Genomic DNA, 25055 nt, shown 5'->3' with positions numbered 1-25055 from the left:
CATACCGATGCATCTGCACCGGCTATCCTCTCTAGGATAGCCTATATGATAGTCGCTACGATAATCACTACGATGGAGGCCAATGGTTTGGCCCGAGCAGACGCATCTGATTTTTAATCCACTGGGTACGTTGCCAAACATAATCACTAGGATGAGCCGCGTTCAAGCGATAAGGATTTGGTAACACCGCCGCCAGCCGAGCCGCTTCTGTTGTCGTTAACTGGTTAGCCGACTTGTTAAAGTAAACCTGACTGGCCGCTTCCACACCGTAAATTCCCGGCCCAAACTCGACAATATTCAGATAGATTTCCAGAATACGGGGCTTATTCCACAACATCTCCATCAATACCGCCAGTCCAGCCTCTAACCCTTTGCGTAGATAACTTCTGGCAGGCCAGAGAAACAGGTTTTTAGCCGTTTGTTGTGTCAGGGTACTGGCGCCTCTCACCGTTCCGCCACGTTGATTACTGCTCAGTGCCGCCGAAATAGAATCAATATCAAGGCCCCAATGCTGTGGGAATTTTTGATCTTCAGAGGCGATCACCGCCAGTTGCATCGCCGGTGATATCTGCGCTAACGGTACCCAGTGATGCTGAGTCTCAGCGGGGTAGCTAATAGGTGGATTCAACTGCCGCTGTAATTGCCACATCCATACAACGGGGTCGACAAAGCGTAACATCAACACCGCTAGGATGGGTATGAGAAACAGTGCCAACAAAATACGTCGCAACCAACGACGTACAGAAAGACGAAAAACGCTCAATATGAATAGCCATAAAAATGCTGAAGGAGGGATGATACCTAATGATGACGCTTATTTGAACAACGGTGACCAGCGATTCACGCGGCACACGCTGTCTAACCTCGACCGTTTTAAGTAAAGTATGAGCAATAATGATCACCGTTAAAGGATGACAACCATGAGTTTCGACCTAGATGAGGTACTGGTCATCGGTGTTTCCAGCCGAGCACTGTTTGACCTTGAACACGAAAACAGTATCTATCAACAGCAAGATGTAGAAGCTTACCGCCGCTACCAATTTGAACAAGAAAATAAAGTGTTAGGTAAAGGCACCGCCTTCTATCTTGTTGAAGCCCTCTTAAGCCTTAACGCCCTATCCGATGAACGCCTTGTCGAAGTCGTGGTTATGTCCAAAAACAGCCCCGACACCGGCTTAAGAATTCTCAAATCCATTCAACATTATCATCTGGACATTACCCGCTCAGCGTTCACCGGCGGCGAGCCTCTGAGTCCGTTTTTACACGCTTACAGTGTTGATTTACTGCTAACCCGTCACTCCGACGATGCACAGATCGCCATCGACACTCAGGATTGTGCCGCCGCACTGATCTACGATCCGCCGGAAAGCTATCAACCTGACCGCGATAAAATACGCATCGCCTTTGATGCGGATGCAGTCTTGTTCTCGGATGAGTCGGAATACATTTATAAAACCGAAGGGCTCGAACGATTCCAACAAAATGAGTCGGATAATGAAGATGTTGCCCTACCCGATGGCCCCTTTGCCAAGCTGGTACGGGTATTATCACGACTCAACCGCAAACTCGGAGCAGATCTATCACCACTCAGGCTGTCGATCGTCACCGCTCGCAATGGACCCGCTCACCTGCGAGTCATCAAAACCTTACGTGCTTGGGATGTGAATGTTGATCAAGCATTTTTTCTCGGCGGTATGAGTAAAGAACCGGTGTTAAGTGCACTGCGCCCACATATCTTTTTTGATGATCAACCGGCTCATTTATTACAGGCATCAAAGCGTGTGCCCAGCAGTCAAGTGCCTTACCGCAGTAATTCACAGATTCAAACGTTACCTAAAACATCCACAGCCGAGAACAGTGAACAGTGAACAGTGAATAGTTAGCATAACAAGGGCAAGCGATAAAGGTCACCGACATCTATAAAGTAGGATCGGTCACCGGTTTTACCGCTTGCTGCTTGCCCAGCATCGCAACGATACCCGCACAGCTAACCAGTAGAATCCCCAACAACGTATGCAGCCCCAGCACTTCATCCCATACCAACCACCCAAGCAAGGCCGCCATCGCCACCGAACCATAGGTATAGGGAGCCAATTGACCCGCAGGAGCTATGCCATAAGCTTTGCTCAATGATAGCTGCGCCACGGTCGAGGTGGCGGCCAACACAATCAGCCAGCCAAATTGAATCAGCGTTAAACCCACTCCCGTTAGCCAAGCGGGTATCGCAGATAAAATAGCGCTAAAGAATGCAAAATAAAACACGATCAGCTGTGGCGACTCACTATCTCGCATCCGCCTGACCGTGACTTTAGCCAATGCTCCCAAACAGGCGCCCGCTAGGGCAATCAAGATCCCCACATTCACCGTACTTTGTTGAGGATTGAGAATCAGTGCAACACCGACAAAGCCTACGAAGATCGCCAGCTTAACCCGCTTAGAAATACGCTCCCCTAACCACCAGAAAGCAATCAAGGGCATAAAAAAGGGGGCCGTCTGTTTCAGTAGCGCCGCTTGCGCAAGGGGCAGATGTCCCCAGCTATAAAACAGGCAGGTCATCGCCGTCACACCGACAGTGGCGCGCATTAGATGAAAACGTAGCTTCTTAGTGTGCAATACCCGAGTACCCTTACGCATCAACCAAGGTATAAACAATATTAAACCTAAAAAGTTACGAAAAAAAACGATCATTTCCGTGGGTAGATCAGCTGAAATTTGCTTAATCACCATCCCAGATAACACCAGAAACATCTCAGAAAACAGTATCAGGGCAGCGCCCACTAAAAATTGATTACTTTTCATAAATAACAAAAGCCCTACTGCCTGCGCAGAAGGGCTAATGGGCTTTCCTCTGATCATTAACCCATCGATTAGATAGCGATAATGTCGAACTGATCTGTCAGTGCTGCAGCAGCGGTTGGGCTCGTCACCACCGCGACACTCGCCAATTCAGGTTTAAGGTAGCATGCCGCCACTCGTTTAAGATCCTCTAGCGTGACGGTAAGAATCCGCTGACGGAAACGTTCTCGTTGTTCTGGAGTACGGCCAAACAATGCGCTGTGATAAGCCTGTTTCGCTTCACCGGCCGGAGAGCCCGGTTTATCAATACTGCTGACAATACCCAGTATCGCTTCTTCCAGTTTCTGTGACTCGAGTTCACTGCTCTGCAACCAAGCGATTGATGCATCGAAGTCGTCCAGCGTCTCGGTTAAGCGAGGGTCACGATAGGAGAAGAAACGGAACACCGCATCAGCAGAATCCTGACCGGCACCACTACCGTAAGCACCGCCCTGCTCTCGCACGACCCGATGGAGAAAACCGTTGCGTAAGAAGTCACCCAATACGGTAAGTGCCGCTGCATCAGCATGCTCCACCGGTACTGTTGGATAGGCCTTAGCACAGAAATTCACCTGAGTACTGGTTGTCCAAGCTTGCTTAACCGCCTCACGGGTTGTCGGCAAAGAGAAGGGTACAAAATCAGTACTCTTCTGAGCGTCATTCGCCCAGCAATTCGCCATCGTCTGGGCTAATTCCTGTTGATACTCCGCTTCCGTTACGATGAGAAAACGTCGTGGGGCATTTAGCATCTTTTGATGTAATTGCTGCAGATCAACGGCCAGTTGTTTCAGGTTAGCCTCATCACGCAACGATTCATCCAGTGACTTAATCGCACGAATACTTTGCAATCCACGCAGGTTATGGGCCAAATGTCCCGCCGGTGATAACTCACTGACCGCCGCCATAATGGCAAGGCTATGACCCTGACCGGTGACACTCTGCTCTTTACGGGTACGTTGCTGCGACACTAACTCTTTAATACGGCTTAACTCATCAAAACGCACCGTTTCCAATGTTTTATACATCAGGTTGGTCAGTTGCGCCTGTTTGTTCAACAGCGCTTTACCCGATAGCGTCATATAACCGCTCACCTGTTGTTCATCATTTACATCAGCACGTACCGATGAATAAGCATGAATACCACCACAAACCTGCGACTGCAATGCCTGAGTATCTTGATAACTCATCCCGTCACAACCGAGTTCGGTGACACAATGACTGTATAACGGCAACAACTGCTGTTCCGCCTCCGTCAACGCCGGCAGGTCCATAATCACCTGCTGATACACTAAGCCATTCGTCCCTTGCGGGTAGAAGTCATAATTAAAGTTGTTCAGGGTGTTTTCAGATCCCTGCGGAATATGCATCTTCGCCGGCACATCATCGATAGTGACTTTAGGCAGTACCGATTCATCATCAACTTGATTCTGTCGTTGCTCTAATGCTTTTGCCTGATCGATAATCGCCTGCTTCTGTGGCTCATCTAGGTGTTGTCGAATCGCTTCAAGCTTAGCCGCTTCAGCCGCGTCACGACGCTCAGCCAGCTTAGCATCAGGTCTCAATGTTATTCGAACCCGATGTTGATTATCCAACAGCTCACGCACCATCGCGGGAATAAAGTCTGGGTCATTAATCTCTTCACGCAGTTTGGCTAGCACCGGATCAAGATTGAGCAGTGCAATCGGATCGCCTCGATGAATAGCAGACGATAGTGATGCCAATATCAGACTCATACCATAAGGGTAGCCATCACCACTGATTTCTCGCTGACTCAATTCAAGCTGATGCAGTGCCGCTTCAAGGTGCTCTTGCGGCACACCGTTTTCAGCCACACTCGCTAAGGTATCTAATACCAGTTGTTCAAATTCAGCGGCTTTCTCAGGCTCACTGCCTTCGATACCACACATCAAGGCCATCTCTCGGTTAGAATCTTCCAAACCGCACAGTGGTGAAGGTGATGCCCCAAGGTCGGTTGATTCAAGCGCATAGCGCAAAGGAGAAGAACTGTTATCCAACAACACTCGGGACAATAGGTGGGCTCTGAGTTGCTCTTCTAAATCAATACTCGGACCTAATAACCAAGCCAGAACATGGTGGGTTTTCGCGCTGCAGTCTTCTTCATCTAGCGCATAAGCTTCTTCAACTTTGACCGGCGAGAAATAACGTTTTTCATCTTCAACCGTAATCTCATCGCTCAGTTTCTCAAATTGAGATAGCGCCTGATCGTCAATCCGCTGTTGCAACTCTTCAACCGGAATATCACCAAAGGTCATGATAACCGCATTGGATGGGTGATAATGAGTTTTATAAAAATGGAGCAACTGCTCATAAGTGAGATCTGGAATCGCTTCAGGATCACCACCGGAGTTGTAATGATAGGTGGTGGATGGAAATAGGTAGCGGGTCAGTGTTTGCCACAAGGTGGATACCGGCGAACTCATCGCCCCTTTCATCTCGTTATAGACCACACCTTTATAGACCAGCGGGCTATCGGTATTGTCCGGCTCGCTAAACTCGATGCGATGACCTTCTTGAGCAAAATCGAGCGGGTCTAGACGGGAAAAAAACGTTGCATCGAGATAGACATCCAGCAGATTGAAATAGTCTTTACGATTCTGGCTGGCAAACGGATAGGCGGTCCAATCGCTGCTAGTAAAGGCGTTCATAAAGGTATTCAGAGAGCGACGGCTCATCATGAAGAATGGGTCTCGCACCGGATATTTAGCACTACCACACAGAGCGGTGTGCTCTAAAATATGAGCAACCCCACAGTTATCTTCCGGCACGGTACGAAAGGCAACCAGAAAAACATTTTCCTGATTGTCTGCAGCGATATGGTAATGCAAAGCACCCGTACGGGAATGAACATATTCCTGCACATCGATGCCGAGTGACTCAATTGTTTCGGTACGCTTAAGTTGAAAAGCCGGTTGGCGGGTCATGGCGTTATCCAATGTCTGTGATCTTAATCTCTTGATATTGAGATCATTGTAACTAAATCAACACCTTTTAGCCTGTCCACATCAAAGAAATGCCACATTCATCTTACAGCGGTTAATAACTGAGCTACAGTTACTAACGAAGAGACCGACATAGTCTACATTTTTGCCTAATGTCATGTTTATTTCATAGATAATTTTTAGGGTAGTACTACCGGAAACTTCTGCTAAACAGTTGTGTTCTTTTATAAAATACCGTTTTGTTGCACCGCAACAATTCAATTGACTTTATTGTGACCGCCTAATATAGTTAAAGGAATTGCTGCAACGCACAAAGTTTGAAACTCTTGCGATCACAGGTGAAAAAACATGTACGAAGAAATGATGAAAGACGTCCAAAAAAATATGAAGCCCGTTGTTGATATGGCTGAGATCAACAAAAAAGCGGTTGAAAGACTTATTGAGCTGCAATCCGGTTATGTATCTGACTTTGTTAACGCCACGATGGCGCAAATGCAGGCGTTGTCTTCTATCAAAGATCCTAAAGAAGCAATCGAACTTCAAGTTGATTATGTTAAGCAACTTGAGAGCAAACTGAGCAGCGTTGCAGAAGAAGAGATGGCCGCTCTTAACTCAGCTAAAGATGAGTTAACCGCCATTATTGAGAAAAGCTTTGATGGTCTCGGCCTGAAAGACATGAACTACTTTGAAGACCTGACCAAGTTCATGACGCCTGATGCCGCTGCAAAAACAGCACCCGCCGCTAAGCCTAAATCAGCACCTGCGAAGAAAGCAGCAGCGCCAAAAGCGGCAGCTAAACCTGCAGCACCTAAAAAAGCGGCACCTGCTAAAAAGGCGGCAGCCCCAGCGAAAAAAGCGACGGCTCCGATCGCTCCTGCAGCAAAAGCGCCTGTAGCAAAAGCACCGGCTGCAAAAGCAGCAGCGCCCGCGGTAGCTAAAGCGGCAGCTGCCCCAGCAGCGAAAAAAGCAGATGAAGCAAAATAAGCTTTTCTAAGATAAAAAAACGGAGCCCGTCGGCTCCGTTTTTTTTGTGCTCAATCATGCCAACCAATGCAACCTTAGAGTACAGCTGATCTTACTAGGCTAATGACCTATCTGTTCACCTCGGGCCAATGCCGGCAAACGCCCTTCCAATCCCATCGTAAAACGCATCACACGATTCTTAGCCGGTGTTAATCGTTCAGCGGCACCAAGCCCTAAGTTTCTCAACAACTTGAGCGGCAATAAGTCATTGGAAAACACCCGATAAAATCCATCCATCAACTGCATCATCATCAGATTGTGATTACGCCGCTGCTGCTCATAACGTTGCAACAACGATAGATCACTGATATCTAAACCTTCACGATGACCGGTTAGAATCACTTCAGCCAAAGCAGCAGCATCCAATAAACCGATATTCACCCCCTGACCGGCAAGCGGGTTAATCATATGAGCAGCGTCACCGGCCAGTACAACGCCCTCCTTTACATATTGCGACGCATGTTGACGCTTTAGAGGAAATGCGCCTCGCTCAAGTAAAGCATCAATCGGGCCTAACCGGTCCGGAAACGCGTCAACAACCGCGTTAATAAATTCAGCCTCACCCAAGCTCAGCAGCCGCTTAACCTCGGCTGGCCGGTTATACCAAACCAATGAAGCTCTATGTCCGGATAATGGCAGAAATGCCAGAGGCCCAGTCGGCGTGAACTGTTGCCAGGTAATATCCTGCTGCGGTTGTGCTGTTACTATCGATGCCACCAGCGCGTGTTGATTATAATCCCAGCTATGAACGCCAATGCCCGCCGCCAAGCGCACGCGAGATCCGCCACCGTCGGCTGCAACCATTAACTTACCGATCAGCTCTCGACCATCAGCCAACCTTATCAAACTACAGCCGGGCGAGTAATCGATATCCAATATCTCTGCCGGACAGATCAGATCAACATTGTCTAATTGCCCTAACCGTTCGAGTAGCGCTAACTGAATAACGCGGTTTTCAACGATAAACCCAAGATGATCTGCACCGATATCATCGCTCACAAATTCGGTGGCAGCGCGTTGTTCATCGCTCTCCCAAATTTTCATCCGTTTATATGGACAGGCTCGGCGAGCCATAATGCCATCCCAGACACCGAGGGTTTTAAATATCCGCTCAGACGCAATACTCAACGCTGAAACGCGTAGATCATGTTCCGCATCAGCCACAAAAGGCAGAGGGTAGGCTTGATCAACGACCGCAATCCGAAGATCGGTATTGCCTAATGCCACCGCAATAGTCGCCCCCACCATACCGCCGCCAACGATTAGCAGATCATACCTGTTTTTCATTCTCTCTCCGTTATCGATACTTGATCGGGCTATGTGAGTACGAGGATATCGTTAAGCTCGCTGATTAAGCGCGTCATTAAGTGCGGCAAATTGTACCGTTGCGTGAGCCCAAGCTAAAGATATTTAGCCGGCACAGTGAGATCCCCCCAGCACTAATCGTCTAGGGGAAGCCATGAATTTACGTCAAAGGGGATATAACCTAGCGACCATGAAGCTCATCTAAACAGGCAACTAACTGATCATCAGTATCTCGCAAACGACGGCTTAGATCCCGAGCCATGTTCATAAAAATGAGCACATACTGCTCAGGGTCGGCCTGATAGACCGAAAACAGTTGATCCGCCTTTATTTCAACGACCCGACAATGCTCCAACGCTTGAACCACGCCACTGCGGGGATAAACCCCTAACAGCGCCATCGCGCCAAAACACTCACCGGGTAAAAAAGAACGAATCTGATGCGGCTGTCCGGATGCCCCTATTTTGATCAGCGCAGCGCTGCCCGTCTCAATGATATAGGAGGAATCACCTCGTTCTCCCTCAAGAAAGAACGGTTCGCCTGCTTCGCGTTCAACGTAATGACTACCGTCAAGAATCAATTTAATGATATCTTCACGCAATCCACCAAATACCGGCATATCTTTAAGCCGGTGGATCGGAATATTTTCTGGCACAGTACTACCCGTTATCTCTTTAAGATTTTATTTTAAACCAAGAATGCTCTCACGATAACCTTTGTCTATCTAAAACATTAAAAAAGGCAATTAGCCTCAGGCTTGGTAAACTGTTCCAATACATTCAAACAGATTTAAGGAGCGTAATACATGCAACGAATTACTATCTTTGGCCGTAAAGGCTGTGGCTTTTGTACCCGTGCCAAGCAACTATGTGAAATGAAAGGTTTGGATCATCGTTATATCGATATCCATGAAGAGGGTATCACCAAAGAAGACCTGGAAAAAACCGTCGGCAAGCCTGTTGATACTGTTCCTCAGATCTTTCACGGTAAAGACCACATCGGCGGCTACACTGAGTTTGCCGCTTTTGTTGATGCCCAAGAAGCAGAAACTAAAGCCTAATACGCTTACCGAGCACTAGGAAGTTCCGTTTGAATGCCATAGGCGCCAGCTTAATCCGCTGGCCCTTTCAGTTCGGCGGTGACTTCCTGTTTTCAATGCTTGCACTGTCGCATGTAACACAAAGCGATGTTTGGCTCGGGTAATACCGGTATAGATCAACTCTCGCGTCAACAGTGGACTATCTTCCGCTGGCAATATCATCACCACTTTATCAAATTCAGACCCCTGACTTTTATGCACCGTCATCGCGTAAACCGTTTCATGTTCCGGTAATCGCCCAGGCAACACCCCTTTCATCTCGCCATCAGGCAACTCAAACCAGACACGTAATTTACCATCAGCATCCTCGACAGCAATACCGATATCACCATTATAGAGTCCCAACTGATAATCGTTCCGAGTGATCATGACTGGACGACCGCTGTACCATGCGCCCGATACGCGAATCAATCGTTGCTTCTGCAGTTGCGCCTCGATCGCCAAGTTTAACCCTTCAACCCCATAGACTCCTTGACGGACTACTGCCAGCAGCTGAATCTGATTAAATGCCGCCAACAGTTCTTTAGGATCGCTACCGCTGCGCATTAACTCAAGATAGCGGGCGTAACCAGAAGCCACATCCGTCACCATCTGCTGATAACCGCTCTCTGAGAGTGGCACAAAATCGATATCACTCCAGTCTGCCGTCAATAATTCAACCGCCCGCTGACCCTCACCCGCATTAACGGCCCTCGCTAAATGGCCGATACCGCTATTTTCATCAAAGCGAAAACTTTTACGCAACAGCGCTAACGCATCGGCCACGGGGTTATTTCCCGGTAAAGAGGGTGGCACGGATAGATCACACACCTCCTGTAAGTAATCCAGTTGAGCAGGGCTGTAGCAGAGTTCACCTGACACTTCCTGTTGCTGCCATGCACAGATATCCCCGAGCACACTACCCGCCTCGACTGAGGCTAGCTGATCTCGATCACCGATCATCACTAACTGTGCATGAGACGGCAGCGCATCCAGCAGACGGAAGATCATGGGAAGGTCAATCATTGATGCCTCATCGACCACCAGCAGATCAAGATGCAAAGGGTTGTCACGATGATGGCGAAAGTTTTTACTATCCGGACGCGGCCCCAGTAAGCGGTGTAATGTTACCGCTTGATCGGGAATCATCGCCTGCACCGCCGCCGACATATCCAATTGCTGCTGCGCATTCCCGAGGGATTCGCTCAGTCTGGCCGCCGCTTTACCGGTAGGTGCCGCTAACCGAATCAGAGGAGCACGCTGCTCTCGCTGACTAAACAGCTCAGCATAGAGACTCAGCAAACGAGCCACGGTGGTTGTTTTACCGGTCCCTGGGCCACCACTAATCACCGAGAAACGCCGACTTAATGCCACCGCTACCGCGACTTGCTGCCAATCCGTCTCGTCGACAGCGGGGGTAACAAACAGACGTTTTAATCCGGCCTTTATCGTTGAAGCTGCGACATCAATCGGCGTTGTCAGCCGTTGAATCGTTTGCGCAACCTGCGTTTCATAATACCAATAACGATAAAGATACAAACGACCATTACTGTAAACCAGTGGCGTTTCATCTTTACCATCAGAGATCACCGAATAAGCCAGTAACCGAGTCTCTGATAAACCATCGAGTAATCCCGCCGCATGCTCTCTCAACCTGATAGGCCAGTGGTCAATGAGCGTATGGTAATCGCTTAACGGTAGACACACCTCTCCCTTACCTAACTGCAGGCTCACCAACGCAGCGATAAAAGGTAGTCGCTCGCCATCATCGGTGGGGATATCATCCTTGAGGGCTTCGGTGCGGATAAACCGCGCAAACTGAAGATCCAGCGGCCGAATCAACTGCAACTGACGTAACGCCTGCAATAGCGCCATTACTGGCCCTCCTTGAATAATCGATCAAGCTGTTCAATTAACAGGACATCAGGACGACAATGGAAAACACCACTCCCTTTCAAGTCCGGCTTCATCCCTCGCAGGAACAGATAAAACACACCGCCAACATGACGCTCATAGTCATAGTCCGGCAAACGCAGTTTCAATAGCCGATGCAAAGCCAAGGTGTACAATTGATACTGTAAATCATAACGATGCTCGATCATCGCGTTCTCTAACGCTACACCGCTGTATAGCTCAGGCTGATGGCCTAAGTGATTCGACTTATAATCCAGAACGTAATAGCGCCCCTGATATTCAAACACCAGATCGATAAAGCCTTTGAGCATCCCCTTAAGGGTATCGAATTCTAGTTCACCAGCCTGCCGTGATAACGGATCATACTGCGCAATAATCTGATTCAACCGTGACGCATTCAGCCCCACAGAGGGCAACATAAACTCCATCTCGATTAATCGCCGCTCTTGACCGATATCAGCCAGACGCGGCGACGGTGTATCAGCCTCGCTATCATTAGCACTTAACGGCGTGTGCAACACATCGTCCAATAGCTGTCGCAATACCGGAATCCAGCGTATCTCATAGCCCGAGATCTGACATTTTTGTTCTAAAATGGCCTCTAAGCCTCGCTCATGATCAGTGAAATCGATCACTTCAAACAATTCATGTAAAAAGGTGCCCGCTTGAGCGCCTTTGGGAAAACTAAAAATATCATCGACAATATCAGCCTGCAGATCATCAGGCTCATTTCGTTCATCAATCACCTCTAGGTCTAAACCTGGCAAAGGCGGCGCACTACTATGATGACTGACCAGCGCCGAATAACTCGAGATACGCCAATCACGCCGTAAGCGACGTTTAAAGCGTCGAGCCTCACAGAGAGGCGCAGTAGTATCCGGCAGATCAAACAAACCCCGCTGTGGATTGCTATTAGGTGGCTCAATACAATCGATCAATTTATCTGAACACAATTGATCCAATCGCGCGGTAAGATCCTTATCATCTCCCCTCCCTTGTAATAACAGATAGCCTAACGCGGTACGGTGTAAACCACTTTTTTTAGATCGGCCATCAGCAATGCTGGCAAGGCCGATATAACAGCCATACACCGAGCGAGTCAGCGCCACATAGAGCAGCCGCAAATCCTCGGCTAAGCGTTCTTTCTCGGCGAGTTCGAGGCTATCCTTATCGCTGGCATCCAGATGAAAACAGAGGCCCTGTTCATCATGAAACAGAGGGACACTGGCTTTTCTAAAGGTGCAAGCAAAGGGTAAAAAGACCAGTGGATATTCCAAGCCCTTACTCTTATGCACCGTAATCACGGTGACTAAACCGGCATCGCTCTCTAACCGCAAGCGCTGCTCATCACTCTCACCATTAGGGTTGAGCAACTGATCACTGTACCAGCGTAACAGGGCCGCTATACCTTCCTGCTCCATACTGGCCCGTTGCAGGATCTCGCCGAGGTGCAATAGATCTGTCAACCGACGTTCGCCCTGCGGTTGTTGCTGCAATGTTTCTGCCAACTGGCGTTGCCGCATCAAACGGCGCAGCATAGGCAATACACCAAGCTGTAACCATTTTTCCCGATAATCGCTAAATTCAGCGACTAACTGCTCCCATAGCTGTTCATCATGGCTCAGTTGATCCAACCAACTGGCCGGGTAATCTAATAGCGAACTCGCCAACGCTGCCCGCAAACGACTCTCATTCTGAGGCTCGGCGATCGCTTGCAGTAGTAGTTTTAGATCAAAGGCTTCGCGGCTATTAAAAACACTGTCTCGACCACTGAGGTAAACACTGTGGATACCTCGGTCTGCCAGCGCAGCCATCACCGCCGCCGCCTCTTGACGATTGCGTACTAAGATCGCCATATCGTTAGCCTGCAACCGCTGATCACCGATCAACGCCTTACCTTCGGCGGCAGCATGTAACTTAGCATCAATATCACAGGCGCAGGCTTGTGCCATCTGCTGTAGATAGTCCTGTTTACTGACAAACTCCTCGCCCGAATACCAAAACTGCATTGCAGTTGGCTGACGGCCATAGAGCGTAAAGGGGGTCTTATCCGCCTTACCTGCCTCCTTAACCTTCAGAAAAGGAATATCATCGTTATAGATAAAGGGGGATGGGCTGCTACTAAATAACCGATTCACCCCGAGTATCATCTGCTTAGATGAACGCCAGTTGGTTTCCAATGTGTAATGATCGACTACCTCACGCCGCGCTTTGATATAGGTAAAAATATCCGCCCCACGAAAACCGTAGATCGCCTGTTTAGGATCGCCGATCATAAACAGTCCCCGTTGTGGAGTATCGGGGTAAAGGGTGCTAAAAATCCGATATTGCAGTAGATCGGTGTCCTGAAACTCATCGATCATGGCGATCGGATATTGCTTACCGATCGCCTCAGCAAGCATGCCGCTAGCATCCTTCTGCAAAGCGGCATCCAACTGACTCAGCAGATCATCAAATGAGAGCAGTCGGTAATCCTGTTTCAGCTTAGCGAAGCGCTGTTCTATCTGCTGTCGAATCTGAGTGAGCAGCAATTCACGCAACGGCAGACGATGCTCAACATAAAGATCGCAAAGACGAAACAGCGGATGCTCGGGTATCTTTTTACCCGCGGGTGTTTTCTCCGTTAAGCGTGACTGGCAAAGCTTTTCAATCGCCTCCTCCGGTACCGAACGACTCTCACCTCGAGCATACTCATAGATCGCGGCCAACCATTTCGGTACTGAGGTTTTACGATAACTGTTTTTATTGACGCCTGAGGCCTGAATCAACTCCGCTAGATCTTCATCCGGCTGCGCTAAATGATCAAGCCACTGCTGACGGAACGACTTTAACCATTGCTGGCTGTCCTGCCACTGCTGTTGCAAGTTACTGGTATCAAGCGATGGAATAAGTTTGAGGTCAGGCTTACCCAGTAGTGGGTTCAGATCGGCCTGCAACTTATCTGGATTAGGCCAGACCGCCTGAATCGCTTCACTCAGTTCGCTATCTGCGGGATAAATAAGCTCACGCCAGCAATCTAATAATGCCTGACGTTGTAACGGGGCAATATCGGTGATCAACTCCGTTTCAAACAAACTGCCGCTTTCAAAGGCGTGTTGACGTAACATCCGCTGACAGAAACTATGGATGGTGAAAATGGCGGCTTCATCCATCTGCCGTGCAGCATATTCAAGCATCCGTGCGGAGCCTTGCAGGTCCTCCTGCTGATCCCGTAAATCGAGTAAGAATTGATCCTTGGTGTCAGCCCCACGAAACACCATAAACGCATCCTGAATACGACTGCGAATACGATCACGCAACTCTTCGGTCGCCGCCTCGGTAAAAGTAACCACCAGAATTTGATCGACCCGCAGTGCTGATGACAACCCATCGGGGCCTAACAGTAAGCGTAAATAGAGCGCGGTTATTGTGTATGTTTTACCGGTGCCCGCACTCGCTTCAATCAAGCGACGACCGAACAGTGGAAAATTCAGAGGTTCAAGAATAGTGGCCTGACTCATAACGACTCCCCTGCTGGTTCGCTAACACTCCCGCCATCATCCTTTTGTAACGCTTCGGCTAGCGGCCAATAAAACGCCTCGGCTAATTCGCAAAAGCGCGGGCCTAACGCCGTATAATCAGGATATACCCGACTGATATACAGGTCTCGGGACTCCCCTATCTGACTATAAGGGTCGACGTTAAAACACTTCATCGCTTCAGACTCGCCTCGTTCTTCACCTTTATCCAATGTCTTCGATGCCAAGACCCAAGCGGTATCGGCTGGCAGCGGCAGCGGCTCACACATACCTTGTCGATAGGCATTTAGCCAAGCTTCCAAGTAATCGCTCGCCCGAGTCTCTGACAGCGGTTCGAACCAGTGCCGTCCATTCAAACCAAAGAAATACGATCTCAACGCATAGCCACTGGCGCACAACACCAGATGTTCAAGCCACAACTGCACCAGGTCACGTCCTTTAGCATTAGCGGCCCGATAGCGCACCAGTCCAGATGAATGCAAACCCGTTAACCAACCACTTAAACGCAGACCTCCGAGATCCAACTGACACTCTATACGTTCAGGCTGATCAAGATGACGGCGAATCTTATCAGCCATATCCTGACAATCATCCCGTAATTGACGTGTTTGTAACTGGGCAGCAAGACCTACCGGCAGCAATCCAGACGCTACCATCCGCTCGAAACAAGGTGTTTGTTGATCATTAATGGCCGCTGCCAATAACTGTTGCTTGAGTTGATAACCCGTCAGCCCATCAAGTTGAAACGGTTCTTCATCCTGCAACTCAAAAACACTGTTATTAAAATAAACCTTAAGACGTCGCTGAAAGAAGTGCTTTATTGGATTACGCGCAAATCCGAGTAGCTCCGACAGCTCAAGCTCATCTAACGTTTCAGGTGCTAACGGCTGGGTGATAAAGCTCTGCTCTGATTTACCTTCATTACGCAACAACGGTAGCCACTCTTCGGCATAGCTAAACAGCGGTGAGAGCGTGGAGAAATAACGCGCGCTAAAAGGCTGTAAAGGGTGTTCGGTTAATAATCGATTCAATGACTCCTCGCCATCGAAACGGTAATTTTGCTGGCAATACTCGACCAGCTCACTCACCAACACAGAAGGTACTTTTGGGCTGTTATCCTGAACACTACGGCCAATATAGCTCATATAAAGCGTCTGACGAGCGGACAATAACGCTTCAAGAAACAGGTAACGGTCATCATCACGGCGGGATCGATCTCCCCGTTGCGGAGACTCCGCCATCAGGTCAAATCCCATCGGCGGAATCGAACGAGGATAAACACCATCATTCATACCCAGTAAGCACACGACCTTAAAGGGAATAGAACGCATCGGCATCAGGGTACAGAAGTTCACTGCACCGATCATAAAGCGCTGACTCGCCCGACTTTCGCCTAATTCGCTGGTCAGGTAATCACGTATAATCGCCCAGCTGAGTGGTGCCTGATAACAACTATCACTCAGTTGTTGCTGCAATCGCTCAAGCACCTGACGGATCTGACTCAGTAAAATTTCATCCTGCTCATCCGGTTGATACGCGCGCTGCAGAATATCGTTAATAACATCAAACCACTCAGCGATCGGTTTATCTTCGGCTAAACGCTCACAACAGAACTCCAGCAATTCAACAAACTCGGCGAGCTGTCCTAGATCTTCTGCCTCGAGTCCTTCAATCTCTGCATAGGGATCAATATCATGCCATAGGGATTCACTCTGCCCCATGGCAAAGCCCGCCAACATACGGCGCAGGCCAAACCGCCAGCTATTCTGTTCAAAAGCCGGTACCCCTTGATGGCTGCGCTGCTCACCGTCGATACCCCAACGTATCTGACAGGCCTCAATCCAACGACAGATCCGCTCAAATCGATCATTGTCTAGACTAAACTGACGCAGCACGGCTGGCACTTCGAGAATTTCTAACACCTCTGATACCGCCACGCGACTCTCAGGCAAACCCAGCAGCCGCAGAAAACTCAACAGTAACGGACTCTCTTGCTGCAAGGTGCGGTCAGAAATTGAAAACGGGATGTAACGTTCGTAAGGTGCATTACCAAAAACCGCTTCGATATAGGGGGCGTATGCAGCGACATCCGGCATCATGATAATGATATCTTTAGGGGAGAGATCCCGCTGCTCATCCAGCATCGCCAACAGCTGATCATAGAGCACTTCAACTTCACGTAATGGACTATGGGCACTGTGCAGCTGAACCGAACGATCATCGACTGACAACACACTCTTTTGTTCGCTATCCAACACAGAGTCTGACGAAGGATCCTCTAATTCAAGAATATCTTGCTGTATCGACTGCAACAAAGAGGCTCGACCACAGGGCTCAAACAACTCAATTTCCGGCGCGCCCAAGTCTTGTATCTGAAACAGATAATCTCGACCGAGCTTACCCATAGATGAGAGTATCGGATTGCCATGACTGTAGTAACTCTCAGCAAGGTTCTCAGCACTCATACCGGGTTTAGATAACCAACGCTGATTCAGCCGCGCAAGATATTTAGGGTCAACGATATCACCCCAATAATACTGACAGGGATTACACACCATGAGATGAACATCAATGCGCTGACCTAACGCCTGCAGCGCCTCAACAAAATTTTGTGGTAGTGCCGAAATACCAAAGACAAATAACCGGGCGGGTAATTTCCCATGATCATAGCGCCCCTCATTGAGCGCCTGAACAAAACCGTTGAACATATTTCCTCGGTGCCAAGGCGATAACCCCAAACCCAGAATATGCTGCTGCAAAACACGCCAGAGAATCGGCTGCCAAGGCTGAGAGCGACTGATATCGCTTAGATCATCACCACTTTCCCAGCTAGCAATCCATTCGGGGCGATATACCAAATATTGGTCAAAAATATCAGCGACCTTACCGCACAGTTGGTACAGTTTGTACTGCCCTTCATCCTGTTCAAGATAGCGTTGCAATGGCGCAAATTCGGGCTGGTCGAGTTGTTGAGGAAGCAACTCCATTAATGCCCAAGTCAACGCCTCTTTATTAAAAGCGGAACGTTCTGGAACATCATCTAAGACAACCGAAAAACTGCTCCAGAGAAAACTCGCTGGCAAAGGAAAATCGATATTCGCGGCAATTTCTAACTTGTCTGCTAACTCCAGTTTAAGCCACTGCGCCATCCCTGGACTTTGAACAAGAATAGTTTCAGGCTGAAATGGATTAGAAAGTGGCTGTCGGCTGATGAGTTGTACCAACAAGTCCTTTTGTAAGTCTAGCTTATTGGAATGGTAGATCTGAAACATTCAGCCGCCCCTTGTCATCCTTTGATTGTACGGACTGTAAAGTAATGAATATGGCTATCAATCGCTTAATGGGTCAACCAAACAGATCCGGCGACTCGTCAAGAGCACCCTCTGACGGTACGGGTGCTGACTCAACACGAACGGTTTCAGCCTGAGCTTCCGCCGGTAAAGTATTGCTGTGCGTCTCATCGGCTATCTGCGCCGAGTCTGACAACTGCCAAACTTGCTCCGCCGATTCAATTTTCACCACTCCATCGAATCGCTTACACAGATACTCAACAGCGGTATCGAAATCATTAATATCGCACAGCATCACACCGCCACGATCCGTTTCAGTTGTAAACAGGTAACTTTTCATCGACTCTTTCCAACATCATTTTATGTGCAGCATTGCACTATACTTTACAAGCTTTCACAAGCCTCAAATCATCCACCTAGATTTGTAGCCGGACAGTTTTCTTTACCAAATAACGACTAAACCATCTGACGAAAACAGCTGTCTACTTTGCTTGAGATAGATGCTTAACAACGGGCTTGCGGAACACAATAATCACCAACACCGCCCACACCAGCACCGGAATCATCAGTGTATTCAACATCTGCCAGCCCAATACCGACTCGAGCCAACCCGAACTAAAAGCAGAAATAGTCACCATGCCGAATACTAAAAACTCATTAGCCGCCTGACTTTTGGATTTCTCTGCAGGTCGATAAGCTGAGGTCACTAGCTGAGTGGCACTGATGAACATGAAGTTCCAGCCAACACCCAATAAGAATAACGCGGCCCAAAAATGCCACTGGCTAACACCGTGAAGGTTTAGCAAAATACAAAACAACATCAACAATGCGCCCAACAATATAACCCACAACAAACCCAATCGACTAATCAAACGAGGGGTGATAAACGAGGGTAAAAACATGCCCAGTACATGCCACTCGATCACCCAAGCGGCCGTACTAAAATCGAAGCCACAACGCGCCATCGCCACAGGGGTTACCGTCATAATAAGATTCATCACCGCATAGCTAACCATACCGGCGGTGACAGCGACAATAAACACCGGTTGCAACATGATGTCGACAATGGGCCTAGTCACACCACGACGATGATGACTGGCTACGACATCAGGCATACGGACAAAAGAGAGTAAAATAAGCGCTGTAATATAGAGTAATAATAAGCCAATAAAAGCCCCGGTAAAGACACTATCATCGAGCCAGCTACGACTACTGATCGCTAAGTTAGGGCCCAATACAGCGGCAATGACCCCGCCCGCCATAACAAATGAGATAGCTCTACTTTTATGTTCATCGGCACAGGCCTCAACAGCGGCGAAACGATATAAAGTACCAAAACCGATACCGATGCCTAGTAAAAAAGTGCCACAACAAAACAGCAAGAACTGCCCTTGCTGTAAGGCAAAAATACAACACAAAGCACCCGCAATACCAACACTGTTACCCAAGTAAAAGCCATTCTTTCGCCCCACCTTTGCCATCACCAGTGACGCGGGTATCGTAGCGCACATCAAGCCCACAAATTGCATCGCGATCGGTAAGGTAATTAACTCTGGGGAGGGTGAAAGCTGTTGCCCTATCAGCGCATTTACCGATATCAATAACACGTTACCGGTTGTCAGCAACGCCTGACACAGAGACAATAAAAGAACGGTTATATTCATAATCTCTCAGTCCCAATCAGGCCTACAAGTGATAGTCCCTTCAGATATTACCCTGAAGTACGGCTTTATCGATATAAATACCACCGTCGACATCCAGCACTCCACTTTGAATAAGTAGATGACGGACGCCTTCATGCTTTAATATCGGCGCCAGCGGATCAAAAAAGCGCCCCATAAAAGGAAGCGAGGCTAACCGGCTAGGCTTCAAGCGAGACTCATCCGACATAACCCAACGAATACCGCTGAGGCTAAGGTTGAGGTTATCTAGATACGCTTGCTCATCTCCCGTCATCCAAAGAGCGGTTGCATCAAGGAAAAGATATTCATCGGCATTGTATTCGAGATATTGATGCCAATAGTCAAAATAGGTATCACAACGATTGCCGAGTAGACGCTTAAACCGCTCGGCAGCTAATTGATAGCGTGGCAACGCTTCCACTTTAGAGCAGATCAACGTTGTATATTCGCAGGTTTGCTCACCCTCATTGCTGTAGACCTTTTGCACTTGAAGATCACTTTCTTGAAACAGCATTAACCAGCACAGGGGAAGCTGATAACCCGAACTGGCCAGCAGCCGATGATCACCATCACTATTGATACTCAATGGCAATATTTTATGGCTATGAAGACTGGTGCATTGAAACATACAAAATCCCTGTAATACTCATCAGCAACTGAAGACAGTGTAAATGAAGAACAGCGCTAACGGGTGATTAACTCAGAAAAAAATGGCCATATTAGCAAGGTATACTGAGGCTTAGTTTGTCGAGGCGACAGTATAACGAGTAAAACGGTAAAAACATCAAGCAGCTTACTCAATCCTTTAACGTCTCAATCTGTAAACGATCTTGAGCACCTAGGCGGATAATCTGGCCATGGGTTGTCGTAAAACTGCGTTCCTGCATATCGGCTTTATATACCTGATAATAGAGCGGCTCACTACTCGGTGACGAGATCAGCGTTACTTTAAGCAACCGGTGATCATCGACCCAACGATAAATAAAAAAACTCAGGGTTAGCACAAACGACAGCAAAAGAAACAACACCGCAATTACCTTAATAGGATCACGTTTTTGCCCCCTTCCCGTCCGATTAACCACCGCATGATCACCAGTGCTTTGCTGCCGAGACCTTTGACTCAACAAAGCGCGTCGCTTGAGATAAACATAGGCGATCAGAAGCACTAGCAATGTCAGCAATACTTTGGTTACCATAACTCACTCTATCCATACGCACTCTTGAGGTGCTTCATTCTCCATAGCTCGAGTAAAACTGCAATACAAAAGAGCAGATGCTGCCCTATTATCGATCAGGCAAGCCAAGCGACTACCTTTTTTGATTCGTCAGACTCATCACAAGCTCCACTCCTGGGTAATAATCCGATAATATTTGCGCACTGCAACAAAAAGCAGGGTTACTTAGCTTATAATGAGCTATCCCATTGAAAGACCTAACGCACTACGTTAGGTTTATAAACATACCAGCGATCATAACGACCAATACAGGGTACAGATTTAAGCTACCCTCAAAGCCGATATAAGTCGCCCGATATGCAAATTGAAATAAAGAGGAATGACTAATGGATGAACTGCACGGTTACTACCTAGAAGACTTGGAAGTCGGAATGAGTGCTTCCTACGCTAAAACGATCGCCGAATCCGATGTTTATATGTTTGCAGGCATTTCCGGTGACAATAACCCTATTCATGTTAATAGTGAATATGCGGCAACAACACCCTTTAAAAGCCGCATCGTGCATGGCATGTTCTCAGCTGCACTGATATCGACCGTTGCCGGTACTCGCCTGCCAGGACCTGGGGCTATCTATATTGATCAAACAATCAAGTTCAAAGCACCGGTATACATGGGCGACACCGCTAAAGCGACCGGCACCATTGAAGAGATTGATGAGAAACGCCGCCGCGTTAAAATGCGCACCGATGTTCATGTGGGTGATAAGTTGGTTGCCACAGGTTATGGCACCTTTATGGTTGACCGCCGCGAAGCCTAACCTCTCAGCGCTGCAATACAAAAAAGCCTGCAAACGCAGGCTTTTTCATATTTTATGGTGGGCGAATTCAGCCATTTTGGGCAGAGAAATCTAACATCCGCTGTAACGGTCGACGGGCATCGTCTATTAATGCTTCATCCACGACGATCTCATCTGAGCCGTGTTCAAGGGCATACAATACATTTTCAAGACCGTTCATAGCCATCCAAGGACAGTGCGCACAGCTACGACAGGTCGCACCGGAGCCGCCGGTAGGTGCCTCAATAAACTCTTTATCGGGTGCCGCTTGACGCATCTTATAAAAAATAGCGCGATCGGTAGCGACAATAAATTGTTTATTCGGCAATTCGCGAGCTGCATTAATAATCTGCGTCGTTGAACCAACAACATCCGCTAATTCAACCACCGCATCTGGCGACTCTGGATGCACTAAGATAGCCGCATCAGGATAAACCTGTTTAAGATCGAGCAGTCGCTGCGCTTTAAACTCTTCATGCACGATACAGGCAGCATCCCACATCAACATCTCGATGCCGGTCTGTTTCTGCACATATTCGCCTAGATGCTTATCCGGCGCCCAGATGATCTTTTTACCTTGATCAGCCAGATGCTCTACCACTTTCAGTGCGATACCTGAGGTTACAACCCAATCAGCACGCGCCTTAACAGCAGCAGAGGTATTAGCATAGACAACCACTTCGTGATCAGGGTGAGCATCACAAAAAGCGGTAAACTCATCGGCAGGACAACCTAGATCAAGGGAACAGGTTGCTTCCAAGGTTGGCATAAGAACCCGTTTTTCAGGGTTGAGTATTTTTGCCGTTTCACCCATAAACTTAACGCCAGCGACAATCAACGTTTTAGCAGGGTGACTATTCCCGAAACGTGCCATTTCTAGGGAATCAGAGACACAGCCACCGGTTTCATCAGCCAGCTGCTGTAACACTTCATCGGTATAATAATGCGCCACAAGACAAGCATCCTTCTCTTTAAGAAGCTGCTTGATACGGGTCTTGTACTCTTCTTGCTGCTGCAGATCTAATGCATCAGGAAGATGCTCTTTAGCAAAATATTCCTGAACTAGGATACGATCTGAAAGCTCTTGTTTATTCAACATCGACAAATTTTCTTAATCGGATAATGTAACGGTAACTGATTTTAAACGAGTAGATATTATACCACCACTGTTAATCAGAACAGGTTAATTCTGTAGAAAATGCGTACATAGATAACAAAAAAGGAGCCATTCAGCTCCCTTTTTAACACTTTTTAGCTAACCTCTCTTAGAGGTATGGCAAAAAAAGACTAAGCGCCCAGCACGTAACGAGTTGGATCTACCACACCCGCATCTTCAAATCCCTTAGCTCTTAATCGACAACTATCACAAACGCCACAGGCACGACCATCATCATCCGCCTGATAACAGGAGACGGTTAGCCCATAATCAACACCCAAACGAGTACCTTCCTGGATAATTTGCGCCTTCGTCAAATCGATTAGCGGTGTTTCAATCGTTAGCCGCTCACCTTCAACCCCGGTTTTAGTCGCCAAATTTGCCATATTTTCAAATGCCGCAATATATTCAGGGCGACAATCGGGGTAGCCGGAGTAATCAACCGCGTTAACACCGATAAAAATATGTTGCGCATGCAACACTTCAGCCCAGGCCAATGCAAGGGACATAAACACAGTGTTACGGGCAGGAACGTAAGTAACAGGGATGCCCTCTTCTTCATGATCGGGCACATCAATGCTTTCATCGGTTAGGGCTGAACCGCCAAAATCTTCAAGATTTAAGCGCACCACGCGATGCTCTTTTACCTCAAGATTAGCTGCAATTTTTTTAGCCGCCGCCAGCTCTGTTTGTGAACGCTGACCATAATCAAAACTCAGCACATAGCAGTTAAAGCCGCGCTCAACAGCCATCGCCAGCGCCGTCGCCGAATCAAGGCCACCCGATAACAATACAACAGCATTGTTGGAGGAAGTACTCATTGTAAAACCTTAAGGATTTATAGCCGTTATCTTTTCAGATAATCACGCGCTAAGTTAGCCGCGGAACTCTCAGGATAACGTGAGATAGTATTATTAAACATCTCTTTCGCTTTGGCCTGATCACCCATCTGATGATAGATAACGCCTAACTTATAAGATGCATCTGCCGCTTTGCGGTGTTGTGGAAACGTCTGCAATACCTGTTCAAAAGCCGCTTTAGCCGGTTCTAACTTCTGTTCGGCCAAATTCACTTCACCCACCCAGTAATAGGCGTTGGGCAATCTAGCGCTATTAGGGTACAGCTCAATAAATTTATCGAAAGCATCAAGTGCAGCGGGAAAATCTTTCTGTCGCACCAATCCAAACGCTTGCTGATATGCCTGAGCATCAGTAGGGGTACTATCCGCAGCCGGTAGCGACTGAGGGTTAGAATCTGCAGTCGAGTTCAATGTCGACTCACTAGCCCCAGACACGGACGAGGAAGGTGCACCAGTCTGCCCAGCAGCAATACGACGATCTAGATCACGGTAGCGATCACGCTGCTGCTGCTCCATCTGACGAAGTTTGTATTGCTGCTGCTCAACAATTCCCCGCAGTGAACGCACTTCATCCTGTAGCTGCTGTAATAACATCGCTGTGTCATCACCGCCGTACAGGCTAGAACCACTATTACCGGCTGAACGAGTTGCAGAGCTTTCATCAATCTGTAATTCAATCACCTTAACGGGATCGGCTGCAAAAGCACTGGTGCTCATCAGCACCAGTGCCGCAGCAAAGCGATATGCTTTTCGCATAGAGTCTAAAACCTTACGCGATTAATATTTCAGTTCAACACGGCGGTTTTGAGCCCATGAACTTGGGTTATGACCCATCACAACAGGCTTCTCTTCACCATAACTAACCAGTTCGATCTGGCTGCTAGAAACGCCATTGACAGTCAATACACGCGCAATCGCTTGTGCACGACGCTCACCCAGAGCCATGTTGTATTCACGAGTACCACGCTCATCAGCATGACCTTCGAGAACAACAGAGGCAGAAGGGTTGGCTACCAAATATTTTGCATGACCACGCAACGCTGCCGCTGCTTCAGGTTTAACCTGAGTCTGATCAAAATCAAAGTAGAAGATGGTGGCTAAATTCTTCACATCAGCCATTGATGTACCAGACATTGAAGAGTCTGTCACAGGCTGAGTGGTGGTTGTAGGCGCTGTTGTTGCACCGCCACCCATGGTATCTGTATCTGTTGTGTTTGTAGTACTACAACCTGCCGCCCAAACAACCGTCAACGCCAAAGCAGTAGCTTTACCAAAATTCATAGCACGCATGAAACACTCCTAATAATTAGCCAATCATATGCGAAACAACCTTATTCCTGCTTAAAGTAAAGGTTGCTACGTCCGAATGCAATAGCCGTTATACAATCGATCAGTTTTTCTAACTAATTGATTTAACTTTGTAG

General features: G+C 48.0%; 20 protein-coding genes. 4 read left to right on the top strand and 16 right to left on the bottom strand.

Annotated features, from left to right (window positions below):
• Positions 1 to 67: 67 nt before the first annotated feature.
• Positions 68 to 763 (bottom strand): monofunctional biosynthetic peptidoglycan transglycosylase, encoded by a 696-nt coding sequence (gene mtgA, locus KO512_RS13530; RefSeq protein ID WP_215952886.1) that lies wholly within the window; start codon positions 761 to 763, stop codon positions 68 to 70.
• A 157-nt stretch (positions 764 to 920) separates the two neighbouring features.
• Here mtgA and KO512_RS13525 point away from each other — a divergent pair, with 157 nt between their 5' ends.
• Positions 921 to 1868, top strand: a complete 948-nt coding sequence (locus KO512_RS13525; protein ID WP_215952885.1) for a 5'-nucleotidase — start codon at positions 921 to 923, stop codon at positions 1866 to 1868.
• A 49-nt stretch (positions 1869 to 1917) separates the two neighbouring features.
• On the opposite strand, the gene KO512_RS13520 is transcribed toward KO512_RS13525, so the two are convergent.
• Both KO512_RS13520 and KO512_RS13515 read right to left on the bottom strand, forming a co-directional pair.
• Complete coding sequence (locus tag KO512_RS13520; RefSeq protein WP_215952884.1) at positions 1918 to 2799, bottom strand: DMT family transporter; 882 nt, start codon at positions 2797 to 2799, stop codon at positions 1918 to 1920.
• Between the two features lie 68 nt (positions 2800 to 2867).
• Positions 2868 to 5777, bottom strand: a complete 2910-nt coding sequence (locus tag KO512_RS13515; protein ID WP_215952883.1) for an insulinase family protein — start codon at positions 5775 to 5777, stop codon at positions 2868 to 2870.
• 366 nt (positions 5778 to 6143) lie between these two features.
• Between KO512_RS13515 and KO512_RS13510 the strand changes: the two genes are divergently transcribed.
• The gene (locus tag KO512_RS13510) at positions 6144 to 6779 is read left to right on the top strand and encodes a phasin family protein (protein WP_215952882.1); all 636 of its coding nucleotides are present in this window, start codon (positions 6144 to 6146) and stop codon (positions 6777 to 6779) included.
• 99 nt (positions 6780 to 6878) lie between these two features.
• On the opposite strand, the gene KO512_RS13505 is transcribed toward KO512_RS13510, so the two are convergent.
• The gene (locus KO512_RS13505) at positions 6879 to 8105 is read right to left on the bottom strand and encodes a UbiH/UbiF/VisC/COQ6 family ubiquinone biosynthesis hydroxylase (protein WP_215952881.1); all 1227 of its coding nucleotides are present in this window, start codon (positions 8103 to 8105) and stop codon (positions 6879 to 6881) included.
• A 199-nt stretch (positions 8106 to 8304) separates the two neighbouring features.
• On the bottom strand, positions 8305 to 8778 hold the full coding sequence (locus KO512_RS13500; RefSeq protein WP_215952880.1) for a Crp/Fnr family transcriptional regulator: 474 nt from the start codon (positions 8776 to 8778) through the stop codon (positions 8305 to 8307).
• A 150-nt stretch (positions 8779 to 8928) separates the two neighbouring features.
• Between KO512_RS13500 and KO512_RS13495 the strand changes: the two genes are divergently transcribed.
• On the top strand, positions 8929 to 9183 hold the full coding sequence (locus tag KO512_RS13495) for a GrxA family glutaredoxin (RefSeq protein ID WP_215952879.1): 255 nt from the start codon (positions 8929 to 8931) through the stop codon (positions 9181 to 9183).
• Between the two features lie 15 nt (positions 9184 to 9198).
• Here KO512_RS13495 and recD read toward each other — a convergent pair whose 3' ends face one another.
• The 7 genes from recD to KO512_RS13460 all read right to left on the bottom strand — a co-directional run bounded on the left by recD (position 9199) and on the right by KO512_RS13460 (position 20801).
• Positions 9199 to 11076: an exodeoxyribonuclease V subunit alpha gene (gene recD / locus KO512_RS13490; RefSeq protein ID WP_215952878.1), complete on the bottom strand. Its 1878-nt coding sequence runs from the start codon at positions 11074 to 11076 to the stop codon at positions 9199 to 9201.
• Positions 11076 to 14615: an exodeoxyribonuclease V subunit beta gene (recB, locus tag KO512_RS13485; RefSeq protein ID WP_215952877.1), complete on the bottom strand. Its 3540-nt coding sequence runs from the start codon at positions 14613 to 14615 to the stop codon at positions 11076 to 11078. Before recB ends, recD begins: the two co-directional genes overlap by 1 nt.
• Complete coding sequence (gene recC / locus KO512_RS13480; protein ID WP_215952876.1) at positions 14612 to 17905, bottom strand: exodeoxyribonuclease V subunit gamma; 3294 nt, start codon at positions 17903 to 17905, stop codon at positions 14612 to 14614. The genes recB and recC overlap by 4 nt, the downstream gene beginning before the upstream one ends.
• Before the next feature lie 73 nt (positions 17906 to 17978).
• Positions 17979 to 18263 carry a hypothetical protein gene (locus KO512_RS13475; RefSeq protein WP_215952875.1) on the bottom strand — a complete coding sequence of 95 codons (285 nt, stop codon included), beginning with the start codon at positions 18261 to 18263 and terminating at the stop codon, positions 17979 to 17981.
• Between the two features lie 142 nt (positions 18264 to 18405).
• On the bottom strand, positions 18406 to 19587 hold the full coding sequence (locus KO512_RS13470; RefSeq protein ID WP_215952874.1) for an MFS transporter: 1182 nt from the start codon (positions 19585 to 19587) through the stop codon (positions 18406 to 18408).
• Between the two features lie 40 nt (positions 19588 to 19627).
• Positions 19628 to 20233: a hypothetical protein gene (locus KO512_RS13465; RefSeq protein WP_215952873.1), complete on the bottom strand. Its 606-nt coding sequence runs from the start codon at positions 20231 to 20233 to the stop codon at positions 19628 to 19630.
• A gap of 169 nt (positions 20234 to 20402) precedes the next feature.
• Complete coding sequence (locus tag KO512_RS13460; protein WP_215952872.1) at positions 20403 to 20801, bottom strand: hypothetical protein; 399 nt, start codon at positions 20799 to 20801, stop codon at positions 20403 to 20405.
• A gap of 365 nt (positions 20802 to 21166) precedes the next feature.
• Here KO512_RS13460 and KO512_RS13455 point away from each other — a divergent pair, with 365 nt between their 5' ends.
• A complete protein-coding gene (locus tag KO512_RS13455; protein ID WP_215952871.1) occupies positions 21167 to 21598 on the top strand; it encodes a MaoC family dehydratase in 432 nt (143 codons plus the stop codon).
• Between the two features lie 67 nt (positions 21599 to 21665).
• Here the strand turns inward: KO512_RS13455 and nadA are convergent, their stop codons facing one another.
• From nadA to pal, 4 genes are all read right to left on the bottom strand, one after another.
• Positions 21666 to 22715 carry a quinolinate synthase NadA gene (nadA, locus tag KO512_RS13450; RefSeq protein WP_215952870.1) on the bottom strand — a complete coding sequence of 350 codons (1050 nt, stop codon included), beginning with the start codon at positions 22713 to 22715 and terminating at the stop codon, positions 21666 to 21668.
• Between the two features lie 188 nt (positions 22716 to 22903).
• On the bottom strand, positions 22904 to 23593 hold the full coding sequence (gene queC, locus KO512_RS13445) for a 7-cyano-7-deazaguanine synthase QueC (protein ID WP_215952869.1): 690 nt from the start codon (positions 23591 to 23593) through the stop codon (positions 22904 to 22906).
• A gap of 26 nt (positions 23594 to 23619) precedes the next feature.
• Positions 23620 to 24387: a tol-pal system protein YbgF gene (gene ybgF, locus KO512_RS13440; RefSeq protein ID WP_215952868.1), complete on the bottom strand. Its 768-nt coding sequence runs from the start codon at positions 24385 to 24387 to the stop codon at positions 23620 to 23622.
• A 21-nt stretch (positions 24388 to 24408) separates the two neighbouring features.
• A complete protein-coding gene (gene pal, locus KO512_RS13435) occupies positions 24409 to 24921 on the bottom strand; it encodes a peptidoglycan-associated lipoprotein Pal (protein WP_215952867.1) in 513 nt (170 codons plus the stop codon).
• Positions 24922 to 25055 lie beyond the last annotated feature (134 nt).

It is taken from the genome of Amphritea atlantica (assembly GCF_018860855.1).
GTDB classification, from domain to species: Bacteria; Pseudomonadota; Gammaproteobacteria; order Pseudomonadales; family Balneatricaceae; genus Amphritea; species Amphritea atlantica_A.
This window is presented reverse-complemented; position numbering and strand designations above follow the sequence as displayed.

What these genes read in the sequence shown, in the direction of transcription:
- KO512_RS13515 (WP_215952883.1), bottom strand. Translation starts at nt 5,777, where the DNA reads ATGACCCGCCAACCGGCTTTTCAACTTAAGCGTACCGAAACAATTGAG.
- ybgF (WP_215952868.1), bottom strand. Translation starts at nt 24,387, where the DNA reads ATGCGAAAAGCATATCGCTTTGCTGCGGCACTGGTGCTGATGAGCACC.
- nadA (WP_215952870.1), bottom strand. Translation starts at nt 22,715, where the DNA reads ATGTTGAATAAACAAGAGCTTTCAGATCGTATCCTAGTTCAGGAATAT.
- KO512_RS13460 (WP_215952872.1), bottom strand. Translation starts at nt 20,801, where the DNA reads ATGGTAACCAAAGTATTGCTGACATTGCTAGTGCTTCTGATCGCCTAT.
- recB (WP_215952877.1), bottom strand. Translation starts at nt 14,615, where the DNA reads ATGAGTCAGGCCACTATTCTTGAACCTCTGAATTTTCCACTGTTCGGT.
- queC (WP_215952869.1), bottom strand. Translation starts at nt 23,593, where the DNA reads ATGAGTACTTCCTCCAACAATGCTGTTGTATTGTTATCGGGTGGCCTT.
- pal (WP_215952867.1), bottom strand. Translation starts at nt 24,921, where the DNA reads ATGCGTGCTATGAATTTTGGTAAAGCTACTGCTTTGGCGTTGACGGTT.
- KO512_RS13475 (WP_215952875.1), bottom strand. Translation starts at nt 18,263, where the DNA reads ATGAAAAGTTACCTGTTTACAACTGAAACGGATCGTGGCGGTGTGATG.
- KO512_RS13505 (WP_215952881.1), bottom strand. Translation starts at nt 8,105, where the DNA reads ATGAAAAACAGGTATGATCTGCTAATCGTTGGCGGCGGTATGGTGGGG.
- KO512_RS13520 (WP_215952884.1), bottom strand. Translation starts at nt 2,799, where the DNA reads ATGAAAAGTAATCAATTTTTAGTGGGCGCTGCCCTGATACTGTTTTCT.
- KO512_RS13470 (WP_215952874.1), bottom strand. Translation starts at nt 19,587, where the DNA reads ATGAATATAACCGTTCTTTTATTGTCTCTGTGTCAGGCGTTGCTGACA.
- KO512_RS13510 (WP_215952882.1), top strand. Translation starts at nt 6,144, where the DNA reads ATGTACGAAGAAATGATGAAAGACGTCCAAAAAAATATGAAGCCCGTT.
- KO512_RS13455 (WP_215952871.1), top strand. Translation starts at nt 21,167, where the DNA reads ATGGATGAACTGCACGGTTACTACCTAGAAGACTTGGAAGTCGGAATG.
- KO512_RS13525 (WP_215952885.1), top strand. Translation starts at nt 921, where the DNA reads ATGAGTTTCGACCTAGATGAGGTACTGGTCATCGGTGTTTCCAGCCGA.
- recC (WP_215952876.1), bottom strand. Translation starts at nt 17,905, where the DNA reads ATGTTTCAGATCTACCATTCCAATAAGCTAGACTTACAAAAGGACTTG.
- KO512_RS13495 (WP_215952879.1), top strand. Translation starts at nt 8,929, where the DNA reads ATGCAACGAATTACTATCTTTGGCCGTAAAGGCTGTGGCTTTTGTACC.
- recD (WP_215952878.1), bottom strand. Translation starts at nt 11,076, where the DNA reads ATGGCGCTATTGCAGGCGTTACGTCAGTTGCAGTTGATTCGGCCGCTG.
- KO512_RS13465 (WP_215952873.1), bottom strand. Translation starts at nt 20,233, where the DNA reads ATGTTTCAATGCACCAGTCTTCATAGCCATAAAATATTGCCATTGAGT.